At 40.2% G+C, this 15556-nt stretch carries 11 protein-coding genes; 6 read left to right on the top strand and 5 right to left on the bottom strand.

Annotation, left to right across the window (positions count from 1 at the left end):
- Window positions 1-29: 29 nt before the first annotated feature.
- From H6G77_RS29500 to H6G77_RS29480, 5 genes are all read left to right on the top strand, one after another.
- Window positions 30-2282, top strand: coding sequence for a molybdopterin oxidoreductase family protein (locus tag H6G77_RS29500; RefSeq protein ID WP_190873452.1), 2253 nt, complete (start codon window positions 30-32; stop codon window positions 2280-2282).
- A gap of 203 nt (window positions 2283-2485) precedes the next feature.
- Entirely contained in the window at window positions 2486-2944 is a 459-nt protein-coding gene (locus tag H6G77_RS29495; protein ID WP_190675859.1) for a phosphate-starvation-inducible PsiE family protein, read from the top strand.
- A 182-nt stretch (window positions 2945-3126) separates the two neighbouring features.
- Window positions 3127-3579, top strand: coding sequence for a nitrate reductase associated protein (locus tag H6G77_RS29490; protein ID WP_190873451.1), 453 nt, complete (start codon window positions 3127-3129; stop codon window positions 3577-3579).
- A 283-nt stretch (window positions 3580-3862) separates the two neighbouring features.
- Window positions 3863-4462 carry a DJ-1/PfpI family protein gene (locus H6G77_RS29485; protein WP_190675855.1) on the top strand — a complete coding sequence of 200 codons (600 nt, stop codon included), beginning with the start codon at window positions 3863-3865 and terminating at the stop codon, window positions 4460-4462.
- A gap of 466 nt (window positions 4463-4928) precedes the next feature.
- Window positions 4929-6305, top strand: a complete 1377-nt coding sequence (locus H6G77_RS29480; protein ID WP_190593002.1) for a PrsW family glutamic-type intramembrane protease — start codon at window positions 4929-4931, stop codon at window positions 6303-6305.
- Window positions 6306-6536: 231 nt separating this feature from the next.
- Here H6G77_RS29480 and H6G77_RS29475 read toward each other — a convergent pair whose 3' ends face one another.
- From H6G77_RS29475 to H6G77_RS29460, 4 genes are all read right to left on the bottom strand, one after another.
- Window positions 6537-7184, bottom strand: coding sequence for a hypothetical protein (locus H6G77_RS29475; protein ID WP_190593001.1), 648 nt, complete (start codon window positions 7182-7184; stop codon window positions 6537-6539).
- A 174-nt stretch (window positions 7185-7358) separates the two neighbouring features.
- Window positions 7359-8936, bottom strand: a complete 1578-nt coding sequence (locus H6G77_RS29470; RefSeq protein ID WP_190873450.1) for a CHAT domain-containing protein — start codon at window positions 8934-8936, stop codon at window positions 7359-7361.
- 166 nt (window positions 8937-9102) lie between these two features.
- Window positions 9103-11286, bottom strand: a complete 2184-nt coding sequence (locus H6G77_RS29465; protein WP_190873449.1) for a protein phosphatase 2C domain-containing protein — start codon at window positions 11284-11286, stop codon at window positions 9103-9105.
- Between the two features lie 979 nt (window positions 11287-12265).
- Window positions 12266-12622, bottom strand: a complete 357-nt coding sequence (locus tag H6G77_RS29460) for an NAD(P)H-quinone oxidoreductase subunit M (protein ID WP_190592998.1) — start codon at window positions 12620-12622, stop codon at window positions 12266-12268.
- Window positions 12623-13538: 916 nt separating this feature from the next.
- Between H6G77_RS29460 and H6G77_RS29455 the strand changes: the two genes are divergently transcribed.
- Window positions 13539-13820 (top strand): Npun_R1517 family heterocyst differentiation transcriptional regulator, encoded by a 282-nt coding sequence (locus H6G77_RS29455; RefSeq protein ID WP_062289935.1) that lies wholly within the window; start codon window positions 13539-13541, stop codon window positions 13818-13820.
- Between the two features lie 677 nt (window positions 13821-14497).
- Here H6G77_RS29455 and H6G77_RS29450 read toward each other — a convergent pair.
- Window positions 14498-15193, bottom strand: a complete 696-nt coding sequence (locus H6G77_RS29450) for a response regulator transcription factor (RefSeq protein WP_190592997.1) — start codon at window positions 15191-15193, stop codon at window positions 14498-14500.
- Window positions 15194-15556: the final 363 nt, after the last annotated feature.

Raw genomic sequence — 15556 nt, 5'->3', positions numbered from 1 at the left:
GATAACACCGATAAATTAGGTGTAGCTACATGACTGAATTTACTAAAACTGTTTGTCCTTATTGTGGTGTTGGCTGTGGTTTAGAAGTGTCGCCACCAGCCCAACTTAATAAAGCAACTAACCGAGATAGTCAAGGAAATCCGACTTGGCGAGTCAGGGGTGATAAATCTCACCCATCAAGCCAAGGTATGGTGTGTGTTAAGGGTGCAACGATCGCCGAATCTTTAGATAAAAATAGACTACATTACCCAATGGTACGGGACTCTTTAGATCAAGAGTTCCGGCGAGTTAGTTGGGATGAAGCTTTTGAACTAATTACCAACCGCATTCAAAGCGTCCGCTTCACCCAAGGTTCAGAAGCTATATGTATGTACGGTTCTGGTCAATTCCAAACTGAGGACTATTACATCGCCCAAAAACTCTTAAAAGGCTGTTTAGGAACTAATAATTTTGATGCGAACTCACGCTTATGTATGTCCAGTGCTGTGTCTGGATATATTCAAAGTTTTGGTGCTGATGGCCCGCCCTGTTGTTACGAAGATTTAGAGTTAACTGACTGTGCATTTTTAATTGGGACTAACACCGCAGAATGTCATCCCATTATTTTTAACCGACTGGCTAAATACCACAAAAAAAACCGCAAAGTAAAAATGGTGGTGGTTGACCCCCGTCTCACACCCACCGCCGAAGCCGCAGATTTACATTTAGCAATTCGTCCCGGTACAGATATCGATTTGTTAAATGGTATCGCCCATTTATTAATGCGTTGGAACTACATCGATGTTGGCTTTATCGATGACTGTACCAGCAATTTTTCAGCTTATGCAGAAGTCATCCGTCACTATTCTCCAGAAGTAACAGCGCGTCAATGTGGTATCAGCATTGAAGATTTAGAAACAGCCGCCCGTTATTGGGGTCAAGCGCAAAAGGTATTGTCTTTGTGGTCGATGGGTGTGAACCAATCAAGTGAAGGGACAGCCAAGGTGAGGACTATTATTAACCTCCACTTGATGACAGGACAAGTTGGTAAGCCAGGGGCGGGGCCGTTTTCTTTAACTGGTCAACCGAATGCGATGGGAGGTAGAGAAGCTGGAGGTTTAGCGCATTTATTACCTGGTTATCGCTTGGTGAAAAATGACCAGCATCGCGCCGAAGTAGAAGATTTTTGGGGACTGAAGCGCGGACAAATTTCTTCTGTTCCTGGTTTAACGGCTTGGGATATGATTACAGGCTTAGAAACTGGCGATGTAGGTTTACTGTGGATTGCAGCTACTAACCCAGCTGTCAGTATGCCAGATTTGGAACGGACAAAAAAAGCCTTATTGCGATCGCCTTTCACAATTTACCAAGACGCATATTACCCCACCGAAACCGCCGCCTATGCTCATGTCCTGTTACCTGCTGCCCAGTGGGGTGAAAAAACAGGCGTAATGACCAACTCTGAACGCCGCGTTAGTTTATGTCAAGCATTCCGCCAACCACCAAGAGAAGCCAAAGCCGACTGGGAAATTTTCGCGGAAGTTGGACGAAGGTTAGGTTTTGCCGATAAGTTTAACTTTGCCAACTCTGCCCAAGTTTACGCCGAATTTACCCAACTCACCAAAAATCGCCCATGCGATATGTCAGGAATTAGTCATGAACAATTACAAAAACAAGGGCCAACCCACTGGCCGCATCCCGAAACGGGGAGTGGGGAATGGGGAGTGGGGAATGGGGATAAAACATCTTCTTCCCCTACACCCTACACCCTACACCCTACACCCTCCAACTCAAAAAGACTCTACACAGACCTACACTTCCACACCCCCGACGGTCGGGCGCGGTTCGGGGCTTATTACTCCAAAGGTTTAGCCGAACCACCAGACCCCGATTATCCTTTTATATTAACTACAGGACGACTTTACGGACATTGGCACACGCAAACGCGCACAGGTCGCATTGAAAAAATTCGCTCAATGCACCCAGAACCATTCATTGAAATTCATCCCCGTGATGCGGCGAAGTTGGAAATTAGTGATAATCAAGTAATCGAAGTGCGATCGCGGCGTGGTCAAGCTCATTTTCCCGCAAAAGTGACTAAGGCGATCGCACCCGGTACAGTTTTTGTCCCGATGCACTGGGGCGCACTGTGGGCAAATCAAGCCGAAGCCAACACCCTCACCCATTCCGAAGCTTGTCCAGATTCTCTGCAACCAGAATTAAAAGCTTGTGCAGTCCAACTAGCACCAATTTCTGTGGAAGTCACCAGCAAAAATTATCAACTCCAATCGTCACAATGGTGATCTGCTTGGTATATCCTTAAACAAGAAATTGGTAATTGAGTCATTAAATCAATAGATATTAGTCAATGGTGAGGATTTACAAAACTCATCCTTAAATCTTGATTACAGCAGACATCAAGATATTATGTCGTAATTCTTGATATTGACTGACTATATATACATTATTACCAATTACTTGTTGAACTATAACCAGGATGCAGCAGATGAAAAAACTATTCAAAAACATCTTCGGAGTATTTACCGATGAAGGCTTCATGCACATTATCGAGAACGTCGAGGTAATAGTTTCTAAGGTTTTATCTGTGTTAATGGTACTAGTAATATTAGTAGCGATCGGAGATTTAGGTGCTTTTTTAATTAAAGAGTTATTTGATACTCCCTATGGTAAATTCAATACAACATTATTTAAAATATTTGGCTTGTTCTTAAATATCCTAATTGCCTTAGAAATTCTCGAAAATATCACAGCTTACCTACGAAAACACGTATTCCAAGTAGAATTAGTTATTGTTACTTCTTTAATTGCTGTTGCTCGTAAAATTATTATTCTTGACTTAGAGAAAGTTACAGGAATTGATATAATCGGCTTAGGAATTGCCATTTTAGCTTTATCTATCAGTTATTTAATCATTCGTTCTAGTAATTCCAAACAATCTCATTAAATTTGTTCATATTTAACAAGCATTTATATTAATTGAAATATTTTTTGCTCTCACATGAAGATATAACAATCATCTAGAATATATCAATTATTAATAGTTTAAAAATCTCTCTCACTTGTCCTCCTTGTCTATTTTGTCTGTTTATCAAATAGCACTGCCACAAGTTTTTTATGATTTAAAATATGGCAAACTTTTTTAATTTTGAAGCAGATTTTGTAAATTCTCTACGTTGCATCCCAATGCAAGTGAGATATAAATTAGATACTTGCGGAATTAAACTCAAGTTATCAGATTGGTTACAAATGACGCAAGATGAGCGTGAAGCTGTACTAGAATTACCTTGCACTACACAAACAGAGATTGACGCTTACAAAGAATATCTCCAACAACTAATTTTAGAAAAAACAGGTACACCTGTAGGACAACTACCTGTAGATGCTTATCCTGCTTGGATGGACTCTAGTACCATCCCCACCAACTTACAAGAAAAAGCTCAAGAATTAGGAGTCAACTTGAGTCTAGAACAGTGGGTGGCTTTAACTCCCTTGCAAAGATTTGCCTTAATTAAACTCAGCCGTCCCAGCCATGAAAATAAAAATTTTCCCCATGCTATAGAAGAATTTCATCTGATTTAATAAATTTGTAGTTCACACTTTATATTTAGGGACGAGGTGGACAAGGTAGACAAGGTAGATTAGAACTTACGCAACTGGTATATTTTTTCTGTAGGGTGCGTGACTCAATGAGAAGATTTGAACGTAGTCATCAGATTTATAGCGTCACGCACCAACCACCAATTGTGACACTTACGTAATTCCTATAGATATAAGTTTTGTTGAGTAAATAAATTAAATCATTTATTTTTTAAAGTACCGTTAACAAATAAAAAATGACCATTGACGAAAAGGATAACAAAATATGGCAGCTAAAAAAATCTTGATGCTGGTGGGCGATTTTGTGGAAGATTATGAAGTGATGGTTCCCTTCCAGGCGTTGCAAATGGTAGGACACACTGTTCATGCTGTTTGTCCAGACAAAAAAGCTGGTGAAAAAGTCAGAACCGCAGTTCATGATTTTGAAGGCGACCAAACTTATACTGAAAAACCTGGACACAACTTTACTTTAAACGCTACTTTTGCCGAAGTAAATGTTAATACTTATGACGCGCTCGTTATACCTGGAGGACGCGCACCAGAATATATTCGTTTAAATCAACAGGTATTAGAAATTACTCGTCATTTTGCTCAAACCAATAAACCAATTGCTGCTATTTGTCATGGCTTACAGTTGTTAGCTGCGGCTGATGTGTTGCAAGGTAAAAATTGTACAGCTTATCCAGCTTGTAGTCCAGATGTGCGTGCATCTGGTGGTAATTATGTCCAAATTCCAGTTGATGAAGCGATAGTAGACGGAAATTTAGTCACCGCACCAGCTTGGCCTGCACATTCCCGTTGGTTGGCAGAGTTTCTCAAAGTACTTGGTACTAAAATTGAACATCCAGAAGTTGCCCAAGTTTAAGGATGAAATACAAAATTAGTCAAGCCTCATAACAAATCCACGCCAGTTTGCTGATGCTAGGAAACCCCTCAACCGCAACTGGCTCCCTAATTTTAATGGTGGGAGTTTCCCTGTTGTCTGTTGCCTTTTCAAAAACGAGATTGCTATAAATGCCTCAATATGTTGTCAACACTACTAAAAATTTCAACCATTACTGCACATTTTTTGGTGGTGGGCTTTGCATAACATAAAATCTATGTATTATGAGAAATATTTACCAACAAACAGGTACATAAGACACTAAAAATAGCCATAATGCTTGTCAATATGAAGTTAGATAATTTTAAATTTTGCATGAGAAAATTTTGAATTTCTGAGCAGAAACTAAAGCTATAGTGGATTTAGTAATTCTGCTGTCGGTATGACTAAGGTTAAGTCATCCTACCAGAATATTTTATGAATTAGTTTGGGAAGACACTCTAACTCGATGACAGGCAAAAACGCAAGACATAACGCTTTTCTGCGGCTGGTGTCTGGTAATGCAGCAGCTTTTGGTTCAGAATCTCGTTACCCGCTACACGCAAGTAAAGAGATGGTAATTGGACGTGACCCCAGCTGTCAGGTTGTCTTGGATGCCATGATGTATCGAATGGTATCTCGTCGTCATGCTGCGGTTCGCCCTCTCTCTTCATCTCCAGACAATAAATTTACTTGGGTAATTTGCGATTTAAACAGTGCTAATGGTACTTATCTCAATGGTCAACGTTTTTATGGATGTCAAGAATTACAATCAGGCGATCGCATTGGTTTAGGTAGTGATGGGCCACAATTTATTTTTGAGTATGACTTGATACCTCAACCAACAATGATGACGAAACAAAACGCATCATTGCCTTCTGCTGCTAACTTTCAAAACCATACCCAAATCAAACAGCCTGATTCAGTTAGCTTTACACAACTTTTTCCGATTATTTCTACTGGTAAGGATTTAACTCGTAAGGCTTACCTTGTTCCCGGAATACTTACAGTAGTTTTTGTAGTGCTGATGTTTGCTACTGTTGGTAGACCCCAGGCTAACCAAGTTATTGTGGCTAGTTACATTGGCTTTGTGGTTTACTACTTTGTTTATCAACTTTGTGGTAAGCCTAAGCCTTGGTGGGTTCTCATTGGTACGGCGCTGACTACAGCTTTAATCTTGCTGAGTCCTATCTTAGATTTATTTATCTTTATTTTTCGTGTAGTCTTGCCAGGGAACTTAGCCGCCGCTCAAGATGCTACGATTACAGAACTTTTCATCAGGATGTTCTTTGGTGCAGGGTTGATGGAAGAACTGCTTAAGGCGTTGCCAATCTTAGGTGCATATTTCATTGGCAGTAAATTACCTTCACCTTGGCGCGAACATATTGGTGTGTGGGAACCTTTGGATGGTATTCTTCTCGGCACAGCTTCGGCTTTGGGTTTCACACTTTTAGAAACTCTGGGACAGTATGTACCAGATATCACTCAAAATGTGAGTCAACAGGTTGGTATTGGTGCGGCTGGTCAATTAGCCGGGTTACAATTGCTGATTCCCCGTGTTTTAGGCTCGGTTGCGGGTCACATGGCTTACAGTGGCTATCTGGGATATTTTATTGGGTTGGCTGTTCTCAAACCCAGTCAGGGTTGGCAAATTCTTTCTATCGGCTACTTAAGTGCATCTGTACTTCATGCTTTATGGAACGCGCTGGGTTCGATTAACGCTTTTTTATTGGTGGTGGTTGGAGTTTTAGCTTACGCTGTGTTGATGGCAGCAATTTTAAAGGCGAGGGCATTATCACCAACACGATCGCAAAATTTTGCAACTCGCTTTCTCGGCCCTAAATAAATATCTCGCAAACCTAACCGATCAGGGTAGAAGTCATAAATTTGCTTTCTGCCCAGTTTTTTCTATCTCAAGATAGATTGCTTTGTTGGGAAGATTGTCTTAACTTGACTTTATTCTGGAAGTATTTTATCTAAAGTTAAGTTCATATCGAAACTTTAGCATTAGTAACATTCACACTATCGACAGAAATTGAATCTTAGTTCATAGATAGAAAGTCTGAAAAAGTTCTGATTAAGCTTCTGTCTCTAACTTATCTATTTGTCTGAGTGCATAGTAAGCGATCGCCACACTCACTTTAGCTTGCTCGATTTCTGATAAAGTTGCCCAATCTCGATTTTTAATTTTATTCATAACTGATGTCAGGCTTTGTTTGTCGCTACTACGCATCGCATAAGCATAAGGACGAGCAAAAATTTCTATATCGTCGGTTTCCCATGCAGGTAATACTGTTTGAACACATTGCACTAGTTGTTCGCTGATTGATTGCTGCATAGCTGTCACTTCTGTGGCTTTTTGGGCGATCGCATTTAACCAGCCTGTGGGTACGCCAGCCGCAAAGGCACTATGTAAAGTTTCACAAAGACTGTCAAAAATGCTGACTTTTGTATTACATTTGTAATCAGCACAGTTTGTCACCTGAGACCATAACCCATCTAGCTTGGCGTAAAAAGATTGGGATCTAGTATGTAGTTCTTCTTCTAGGACATCTTGCATCGCAAACTGCTGTTCTAATTCATCAAAATATGCTTCAGCTTGCTCATCGGCAGGATTCCAAGGATAAGTCCCATCTTCGGGTTTTAGCAGTAGTTCGAGGAATTCTAATTCAGTTTGAGTGGGCGACGATGGGATATTGTTGGAATTGTCGAATTTGTTAATCATTGTTTTGACTCCTGATGAATTATTTAGCAGTACTGACTGCTACAAGTTGGAAATTAGAATTTCCGCAAAAATGAACCTGATTTTTATTTAGTAATTGAATCGGAAAAAATTTCATAAAGTAAGCGTGAAGCGTGAAGTATACAGTTCACAGTAATTTTTATTCTGAAAGAAGGCTTAATTTTCAATAATAAACTCCCAAGTTTCACTGCCAGAATTGCCAAACTTTAACTTAGCTCCAGGTTGTAATAGTACTTCTTCCCGGAGAATTTGTTGCCAGCCATTAGCACTCAGACACCAAGTTGTACCGTAAGTTGAGAGATCCTGTAAATAATAAGTTTGTACTGGAGTGTTACCAGTATAAGTATTACGACATAAAATTTCGGCATGACGCTTAGAAACTGATGGTTCAGGAATTATAATATCGTTGTCTTGAGTGCGACCAATGCGAGTTACACCGACACGTAAAAACCAAGTTCTACCTCCTGGGGAGAGCGATCGCAAACAAGCTCTAGAAGTAGCACGATTTACATTAATAATTGAGATATCTGGTAACTCTGTAATTCCCTCATCAATGCTTTTAACAAGTTCGCCATTGAAATCTGGATGTAAATACAGAACTGGTAAAGTCCAAGCAGGTTGGTTGAACTTATACAGTGTTAACATTTCTTGGCGAGCTTCTGCCACAGCTTCATCGATGGGTTTGCGCGATCGCAAAGCCTCAGCAAAAGCTTGAATAAAACTGTGGCTTTCATGGTCAGCAATCACATCCCGCATTCCTAAAACTGCTGGTACACCATGCCGAATGAGTACTTCTGCTAAACTACTGGCGGGAATTGCTTGGTGATTGACTGCTGCTGGTTGCGCTCCCCAACAAGCATTAAAAACGGCTAATTTTAAACCACTCCGAGTTAAGACTTGCGCCAATTCTATGCCATTGAGCGTTTTATTGGGACGCAAAAATAACAATCCTCCATCTGGCCCAGGCAAGCCATGACCAGCGTAAAAAAATATATTGTAAGCTTTCGTTTCTAATTCTTGAATCAACTCTTGGGGTGTTGGTTGAATCAGCGTTTTAACCATACAAGGCGCAAACCCAGAATAATTGCGGTTGATTGGCGGCTGATTCTCCAAGATTTGTTGCAAAATTCTGGCTTCTTGTTCTAGTGCCAAGTTTTCATCATGACCTAATACCAGCAAGATATTTAAGGCCTGATCCGTGCGTAAAAATGGCAGTGGTTCAACTTCACTAGTGGTACGACTAAACAGTAAATCCTGGGAAAGCGAAATCGCGGCTTGTCCGGGTTGACGCTGCATAATTTCCCAAGGTAAAGCAATCAAATCTGGGTCACGAATTTCGATTTGAAAGCGTAAACGTGTGTCCTGTCCCATCGCAATTCCACAACTGCGTTCGAGACTGCTGAGAATTGGCCCGTCAAATACCCAGCGCCACAAATACAGACCTAAGTATTGCATCAGACGACCACTATAACCAGGCATGTGGCCGGAATTAGTGGTACCTAAATTCAACGCGAGGGGGTTAGCAGGTTGAGGTGCTGTGTTGGCTATAACATTTAAACCACTGTGTCCAGCAAACATTTGCTGCCACTCTTGCCAAACTTGATTCAGATCAGCAGGCCATACACAGTCACGCAGAACATAGCCACTAGGGTAGGGAGCTTTGACCACCCAAATGGCAAAGCTATCTGTGCCAGTATTGATGAGACGGGCGATCGCTAAGTTCAGGGATGGCATGGGTTCTTTAAATTAAAAGGTAGAAACCAAGGACTTGCGATAATAATTTTCCATGAGGAAAACTCTTCGCCTGGAAATTTTAAATCTAGTGATTAAATGTATTATTCCAGGCTTTTACAAGTTTATCGAGTATTTGTTGCATTTTCACCTTGGTAAATACAGGAGTTTAACTATCTGGCAATTGGGATAAGTTATTGCAACTACTGGTTTCGTTGGCTTGGAGTACAGAAATGCCTTGACGTTGCAGTTGGGCTAACTTAACACGCAGTGGTTTGTTAGGTTGAGGAGATGAGGTATTTTCAGCAGAGCAAAGCCGCAATTGAATCACAGATTCCTGAGCATTGGGTGTATCTCCCGGTTCGACTTCAACCACTTGCAGAAAACTACCAGCTTCTAACTTCTGATCATCCAAAGTGATTGCTTGACTATTTGTAATTACCCAACCCGGAGCAAGGTTATTGAGCGATCGCTCATTTGTAGCAGTAGGAGTTGGCTGTACAGTAGGGCTAGGATCTGTAGTTAAGAACGGTGGTGACATAAAAAGTCCACGCACCAGTAGTCCTAAAGAACCTGCGGCGATCGCAATAATCATTGGCACAATCAAATGCAGTGGCAGTTGTTGAAGAGAAGTAGATTTATGTTTGGGAATTAAAGTTTTCTGCTCAGAAATATCTTCTAGTAAAGTTGGTTGTAAAGGCTTCGGTGCAACTTTAGCGGTTGTGGTACTAGGACGTTCAACAATCACCGCTTTTAAGGTAAGTTCTGGCTCAACATATTTAACTTGATAATGAACTAAAGCGATCGTTACATTATCGTGACCATTCTTAGTGTTGGCAATTTCCAGTAATTTATCAGCAACTGTGACTAAATCTGTTTCTTCTGTCAAAATTGGTAAAATTTCTGTTTCCCAGTATTCTTCCACGCGGTCAAAGTCACTTAAGCCATCAGATGTCAACAGAAACACAGCATCTTCATCCAAAATAAACCTCTGTGCTGTTGGATGTAATGCTGTACTAGAACTCATCCCTAATGCCTGAACCAAGGAACCCGAACCACTCTGTTGCACCGCTTCCCGGTAAATAGCATATCCCAAGCGTACTTCCCTAGAAGCAACATCATCGTCCAAAGTAACTTGGTAGCAACCATCCCGTGTAATCCAATAAGCGCGACTATCGCCAACATGGGTAATATACATCTCATGGGCTACTGGCAATGCCATCACCAAGGTTGTACCCATACGTTTTCTCCCCTGGCGATTTTCACTGTCATTGCGCTGGCTAATTTTATCATTAGCAACTGCCACAGCTTGCTCTAAGTCTGCCAGCAGCAGTGAGGGGTCTATATGGTTGTAAGGAACTTTGGTGAGTTGTTGAACTTGTTGCTGAATAGTATCAATTGCTAAATTAGATGCGACATTACCGCCTTCATGTCCACCAATGCCATCACAGACAATAGCCAATGCTGTAGCTTGCGGCGGTTTACTCAACATTGTGCCACTTGGGGGATAACAGGCATCTTCGTTGCGTTGGCGTTTTGGGCCAGTGTCCGTTTTGGTGATAATTTTAATTTTCGGCGATTGCAATTCCCCTAATTCTGCTAATCCCTGGTCTAAAACTGAGATTAGCACTTCCGCCGAATTGATTTCTCCGTGAATCAGATAATTACTAACTTGGTTAACAAATTCGGCAATGACTGGTTTGGTGTCTGGTAATAACTGCTGCCAAAATTCTCCTAAGTCAGATAATGTTGGTGTTGCAGTGTCAACACGCAATTCTAACAAGCGAACTAACGGCCCTTCCACCCTTAACAAGTGAGCTTCCAGCAAGCTAGAAGCCACACCTTCACTCGCCAAAGGCTGCCAGAGATGGGCTAATTGCCAGAGCCAATTCAGTTGACGTATAGATGTCGCATTGCGCCACGCCGTAGTTAACTGCGGACACAATCTTAATTGAGAGTCTGTCGTCGGTTCTGTGAATAAAGGCGGTTTTTCTAAAAGTAAAATTTCTTTACGAGAGCGTCCGTCTTTGAAAGACAATACTCCATACACCTGGGGTATATGTAAGCGGTAGGGAATTAATCTCAAATAAGCTCTAATTGTTTCTAAGTTTTCTGTTTCTAATCCGTGAGGGAGTAAGCCAGGCTTAGTATCTAAAACAACAGATTTATTCAGGACTAAATAGCGATCGGCTAATATTTCTCCAGGACTACCCACATTTAGAACATCACCCACAACCCAGAGATATCGTTTGGGTAGGGGTGTAGAACATCGTTGACAAAACTTATGCGTCAGGGGGTTGGCAGCCTGACAAAGTTCATTTGGGCAGTAGAGGGTTGCCGCATCATTTTCCATAGTGTTCGCACTGATTAGCGATTGGCAATTTCTTCAAAACCATAGGCAGTGAGCAGTATTAGGCTGCTCTTGTTCTTGCAAACAGACAGACATATCCCACTGGGGATCATGATTCTAGCTGGGAAACACCAGTCAATGCTAATACTTGATTGAAAGAATTTATGCAAATATCACACTCCTTGGCCAATTCTACAGCCTCATCATAACTTTTCTTGTTCTGTGACTTTCCGTTGCCAGTGCAACTAACTTTCAGTCTGTCAACAAAGCTTAACCTTTACTTATCTGTAATTGGGTGCTTTGAGTTAATTAGAGCATTAGAAAGCCATACATAATACAACTATTTCTTTAATTTATAAGTCAATATGGTTTAGTTAAAGTTAAAAATCTCCAAATTTACCCAGAAATCTGGGTGATAAACTTCTTTGATGTGCTTTACTGAAATAGATGGGCTGCTCAGTTACAAACTGTAAATTAATTTTATTTAAGAATTGAAAAGTTAGTTGTTAAACTAGCTAAATTGCAGTTATTAATCTGCTAAAGCCAGGATACGAAAAATTTTTGTTTTATTACCCAGAATCCAAGTAGTCAGAATAGTTACCAGAAGCAGAAAAAATTGTGAAATTCCTTCCACATTCTGACTTATGGCTCTTGGTTTCGGAATTCTGATGATTTTGTCTTCTATGAGACGATGTAATTTTGCTAACTGTTAAAAAAGTAAAAATTTTGATTTTCTCAGAGATGGTTTTCAAACATAGCTTGATGAATATATATCGATTATAAGATGGTATATAGCAGCAACAACTGGACATTTCTAAAGAGATAGGAGTGAGAATACACATCACTCCTATCTCTTGACTATTGAATAATCAAACTTATGCACTAACCAGAGCTGATCGGACAACTTTTATTCTGGTTGCTGAGGATGCAAAGTCTTCATTACTATTGATTTGTAGCTCTGTGCTTGCTGTACAGGTTGCTACTACTTATTGTCTACAGCCACTTGGGGAACTCCCATACTGTAATTTGTAACGCGAGCAGATAGGTTGTAGCTGATTTCGCCTTTTTGGAGGAGCGATCGCAGGTAATGCTCCAAATCTGAACCAATGCGGCGTAAGTTGTAGTCTGTCAGGTCTGCACCACTAGAAGATTCTACCAATTCGTCAAATTTACGATAAATTTTTTGTAGAGCATCTTCATTCCAATTAAATTCGTTGTCTGGGTCAACATCCAACGTTAAAACTTGATTACTGGGAACTAATTCGCCATCCCGGTCAATTTCTGCCGCAAAAATGCGGATATGCCGGGTTGTGGACTTGAGCAGCATTGGGTTGTCCATAGAATGGTGTAAAGGTTTCAGTTGATTACACTGAAATCATTGTAGACGGTTGCCCAGCCCTAAAATCTGCTCTATCCATAAGCTTTCATTAATTCATCAGTAGTTAATTATTATTCTCACCATACATCTGCCTCTTCCTATCTCATTTTTGGGTGAGATTTTTGAGTGTGGCTATAGCTAGTACTGCCAAACTCGTTTTGTGTGCAAATAAATCATTTATACCTACATACCATTACTTAAGCTGCTAATTTTTGATTTTTATACGTAAGCTTTGACTGAATTGTTGACTATGGCTGTTTCACTGCCGCATTTTTCGCTTGTACAATGCAAAAGTTTCAGGTTTTTGATGCAGATGAATTCTGACTTTTGTACTTAAAATAAGTATTCCAACAGTGTATATTTCTCTACCCCGACTCAACATTCTACTCTTAATAAATTTATTCATCAAAATCTCCTGAAATTATTGATGAAAAAAACTAACATCAAGTGTTTTCACGTAATGATGGTGAAGTTTCCTCTAGGGTTAATTAAATTGAAAAAATACAGCGATTTTACTTACGTATAATTACCAAAAAGTCAGTAAAAACTCGAACTGTTATTGACGTTAAGATGAAGTTGATGTAAAAACCTTTAAAAAGGTAGAACAACTTCTTACAGAAACTTTATTGTATAGAATCTTAAAAACTGAATAATAGTGATGGTTTACCTAAACCAGTTCTGGTGGCAGAAGATTACAACTTCAGGTGTGCAAGACTAGTGAGAAAAAACATAGGAGATAAAAATGAACCCCAGAATGAGATGAGTTGAAAATCTTAAATTACATCGGTATAGATTCAAAAAAAAAGATAAAGGATGTTTGCTGGGGATAATAGTTCCTCAATTTCATAGCTACCACGTCAAAAAATCCGCAAAACTTATGAACTCGAAAGCATTACCACGCCAAATAAATAATATTGAAGTCGGTGTTTATGAATGCGAAATTCATCTCAAATTCCGATTGATTGAGGAAAAGAGTCTCCTGGGCGATCGCGAGCAACTGCTGCAAGTACTACTAGACGCTTTAACTGAAGGTTCTGATGACTTTTTAGAAACGCTGCAAGCCTCTGTGAAAGCGCAGGAAGTTTCAGAATTTAAGGCCTCACCCCAAATGCGTCGTCAACTGATGCGTTTACGGAATGCGGCTGATAACACTCAATAGTCGGTTCTTAAACTCTCCAGCAATTGAATGGCGATAGTTGATGAATGAAGCATAATTAAGGTAATTTTTGCTGTTCGCTCATTCCCTGTGTTATGTCATATCATCATAAAGTTGGTTTTAACCTCACTACCAAGCTGCAAGCTTAAATTTGTGTTGTCTTACAAAAACTTCATCAAGCATCTAAAATTCGCTCCAATCCTGTAGCTAATCAATAATTTGATGCTTACAGTTGAGGAAGATTTATCTACCTGTAAAATTTTTCTACCCAGGGTGTCGCTTTGTCCAGAGATAGCATTCAGAATGAATCTATCTATATGTTGTTGACTATCTCAACAGTCCAAAATATCTGGCAGATATTTATTGTGATGTCTAATGTATTTGAATAATTTGGGTAGGATGGTAGGCTCAAAACTTGACACCAACTTGGAAAATGACTACGAGAGCTAGATTAAGGAAAAGCTAACCGATCAACCCTTCCAAAATCTAAAATCTCAAGTTCAAATTGGTATTACCTTTTCAGGTTGGTAAAATACTCGTTTACTACAGTATTAGGAATGTATTTTTATAGACTTTTCAACCAGGAGTTTACTGATTATCAAAGCTCCTGGTTGCCTTATGCTTAAGCGTTGAGTAGTTGTGTTGTGCATCTGAAAAATCCCAAAATTACTCCGAAAGTTTCACTTAGCCAGACCGTGTTCTAGCGCAAATCGAACTAATTCTGTACGGCTATTGGTACCAGTTTTGCTGAACAAGCGGCTCACATATTTTTCTACATTCCGAACACTTGTCTCTAAGCGACGAGCAATTTCTTTATTCATCAGCCCTTCAGCTACTAGATTTAAAACACTTTGCTCTCTTGGTGTCAAATCGATTTTGAAGGGAGCCGGAGATTGAGCGATCGCACTTCTTTGTGTTAAAAGAGCTTTGATTTGCGCGATTTGATTGGCTAATTCGGCAATATCCGGGGTTTCACTGTCTTCACCTGTAAATGCAGGCTTAACAAGACGACGAGCCAGCAAGTTTTCTACTATTGCTACTAACTCATCTGGATCAAAAGGCTTTGGTAGATATGCGTCAACACCTGCTTGATAGCCTTGAATGCGATCGCCTGTCATACCCTTCGCAGTTAAAAAGACAACAGGTAGTGTTTGAAAGCGTGGGTCTTCTCTTAATTGTTTCAGAAACTGATAGCCATCCACTTGAGGCATCATAATATCAGAAATCACTAAGTCAGGCCTATTCTGTTCCATCAAATCCCAGCCTTCACGGGCATTACTGGCAACTTGAACACTAAAGCCGCTTTCTTGTAAGTAATCCTTCACAGCTTCTCTCAATCCTGGTTCATCATCTACCAGTAACAGTTGTGCTGACATTTAACACTTCCTTAAGTCTACCTTTTTCCAATTTAGCGAAAGTTGGCAACCAATGGTCACAGAGTTAGTCATTAATAGTCTTTGTTGAACTAGCTCACAACTGATCCTGATGCTTTGCCATGACCAACGGTCTACATGATCTAGTATGTGAGTCTGCCATACAACATTATTTTATAAATTGCCCTATGCCCGGCACAATGGACTGTTTACCTAGAAAGTGTAGAGGTATGGAGAGGAGAGAGAAAAATTTTTTTAGAGAAGAGGTTGACAGTGAGGGGAAGGTTAGTTATATTGGATAAGTGCCTGAGAGAGGGGGCGCTGCAAAGCGAAGCTCGCTCGAAGGGAACCGAACCATGAAAAGAT

The sequence above is a fragment of the Aulosira sp. FACHB-615 genome (assembly GCF_014698045.1).
Taxonomy (GTDB): domain Bacteria; phylum Cyanobacteriota; class Cyanobacteriia; order Cyanobacteriales; family Nostocaceae; genus Nostoc_B.
The sequence above is the reverse complement of the archived record's forward strand: the minus strand, read 5'-3'. Positions and strand labels throughout refer to the sequence as shown.

What these genes read in the sequence shown, in the direction of transcription:
- H6G77_RS29500 (WP_190873452.1), top strand. Translation starts at nt 30, where the DNA reads ATGACTGAATTTACTAAAACTGTTTGTCCTTATTGTGGTGTTGGCTGT.
- H6G77_RS29450 (WP_190592997.1), bottom strand. Translation starts at nt 15,193, where the DNA reads ATGTCAGCACAACTGTTACTGGTAGATGATGAACCAGGATTGAGAGAA.
- H6G77_RS29495 (WP_190675859.1), top strand. Translation starts at nt 2,486, where the DNA reads ATGAAAAAACTATTCAAAAACATCTTCGGAGTATTTACCGATGAAGGC.
- H6G77_RS29490 (WP_190873451.1), top strand. Translation starts at nt 3,127, where the DNA reads ATGGCAAACTTTTTTAATTTTGAAGCAGATTTTGTAAATTCTCTACGT.
- H6G77_RS29470 (WP_190873450.1), bottom strand. Translation starts at nt 8,936, where the DNA reads ATGCCATCCCTGAACTTAGCGATCGCCCGTCTCATCAATACTGGCACA.
- H6G77_RS29455 (WP_062289935.1), top strand. Translation starts at nt 13,539, where the DNA reads ATGAACTCGAAAGCATTACCACGCCAAATAAATAATATTGAAGTCGGT.
- H6G77_RS29480 (WP_190593002.1), top strand. Translation starts at nt 4,929, where the DNA reads ATGACAGGCAAAAACGCAAGACATAACGCTTTTCTGCGGCTGGTGTCT.
- H6G77_RS29475 (WP_190593001.1), bottom strand. Translation starts at nt 7,184, where the DNA reads ATGATTAACAAATTCGACAATTCCAACAATATCCCATCGTCGCCCACT.
- H6G77_RS29485 (WP_190675855.1), top strand. Translation starts at nt 3,863, where the DNA reads ATGGCAGCTAAAAAAATCTTGATGCTGGTGGGCGATTTTGTGGAAGAT.
- H6G77_RS29465 (WP_190873449.1), bottom strand. Translation starts at nt 11,286, where the DNA reads ATGGAAAATGATGCGGCAACCCTCTACTGCCCAAATGAACTTTGTCAG.
- H6G77_RS29460 (WP_190592998.1), bottom strand. Translation starts at nt 12,622, where the DNA reads ATGGACAACCCAATGCTGCTCAAGTCCACAACCCGGCATATCCGCATT.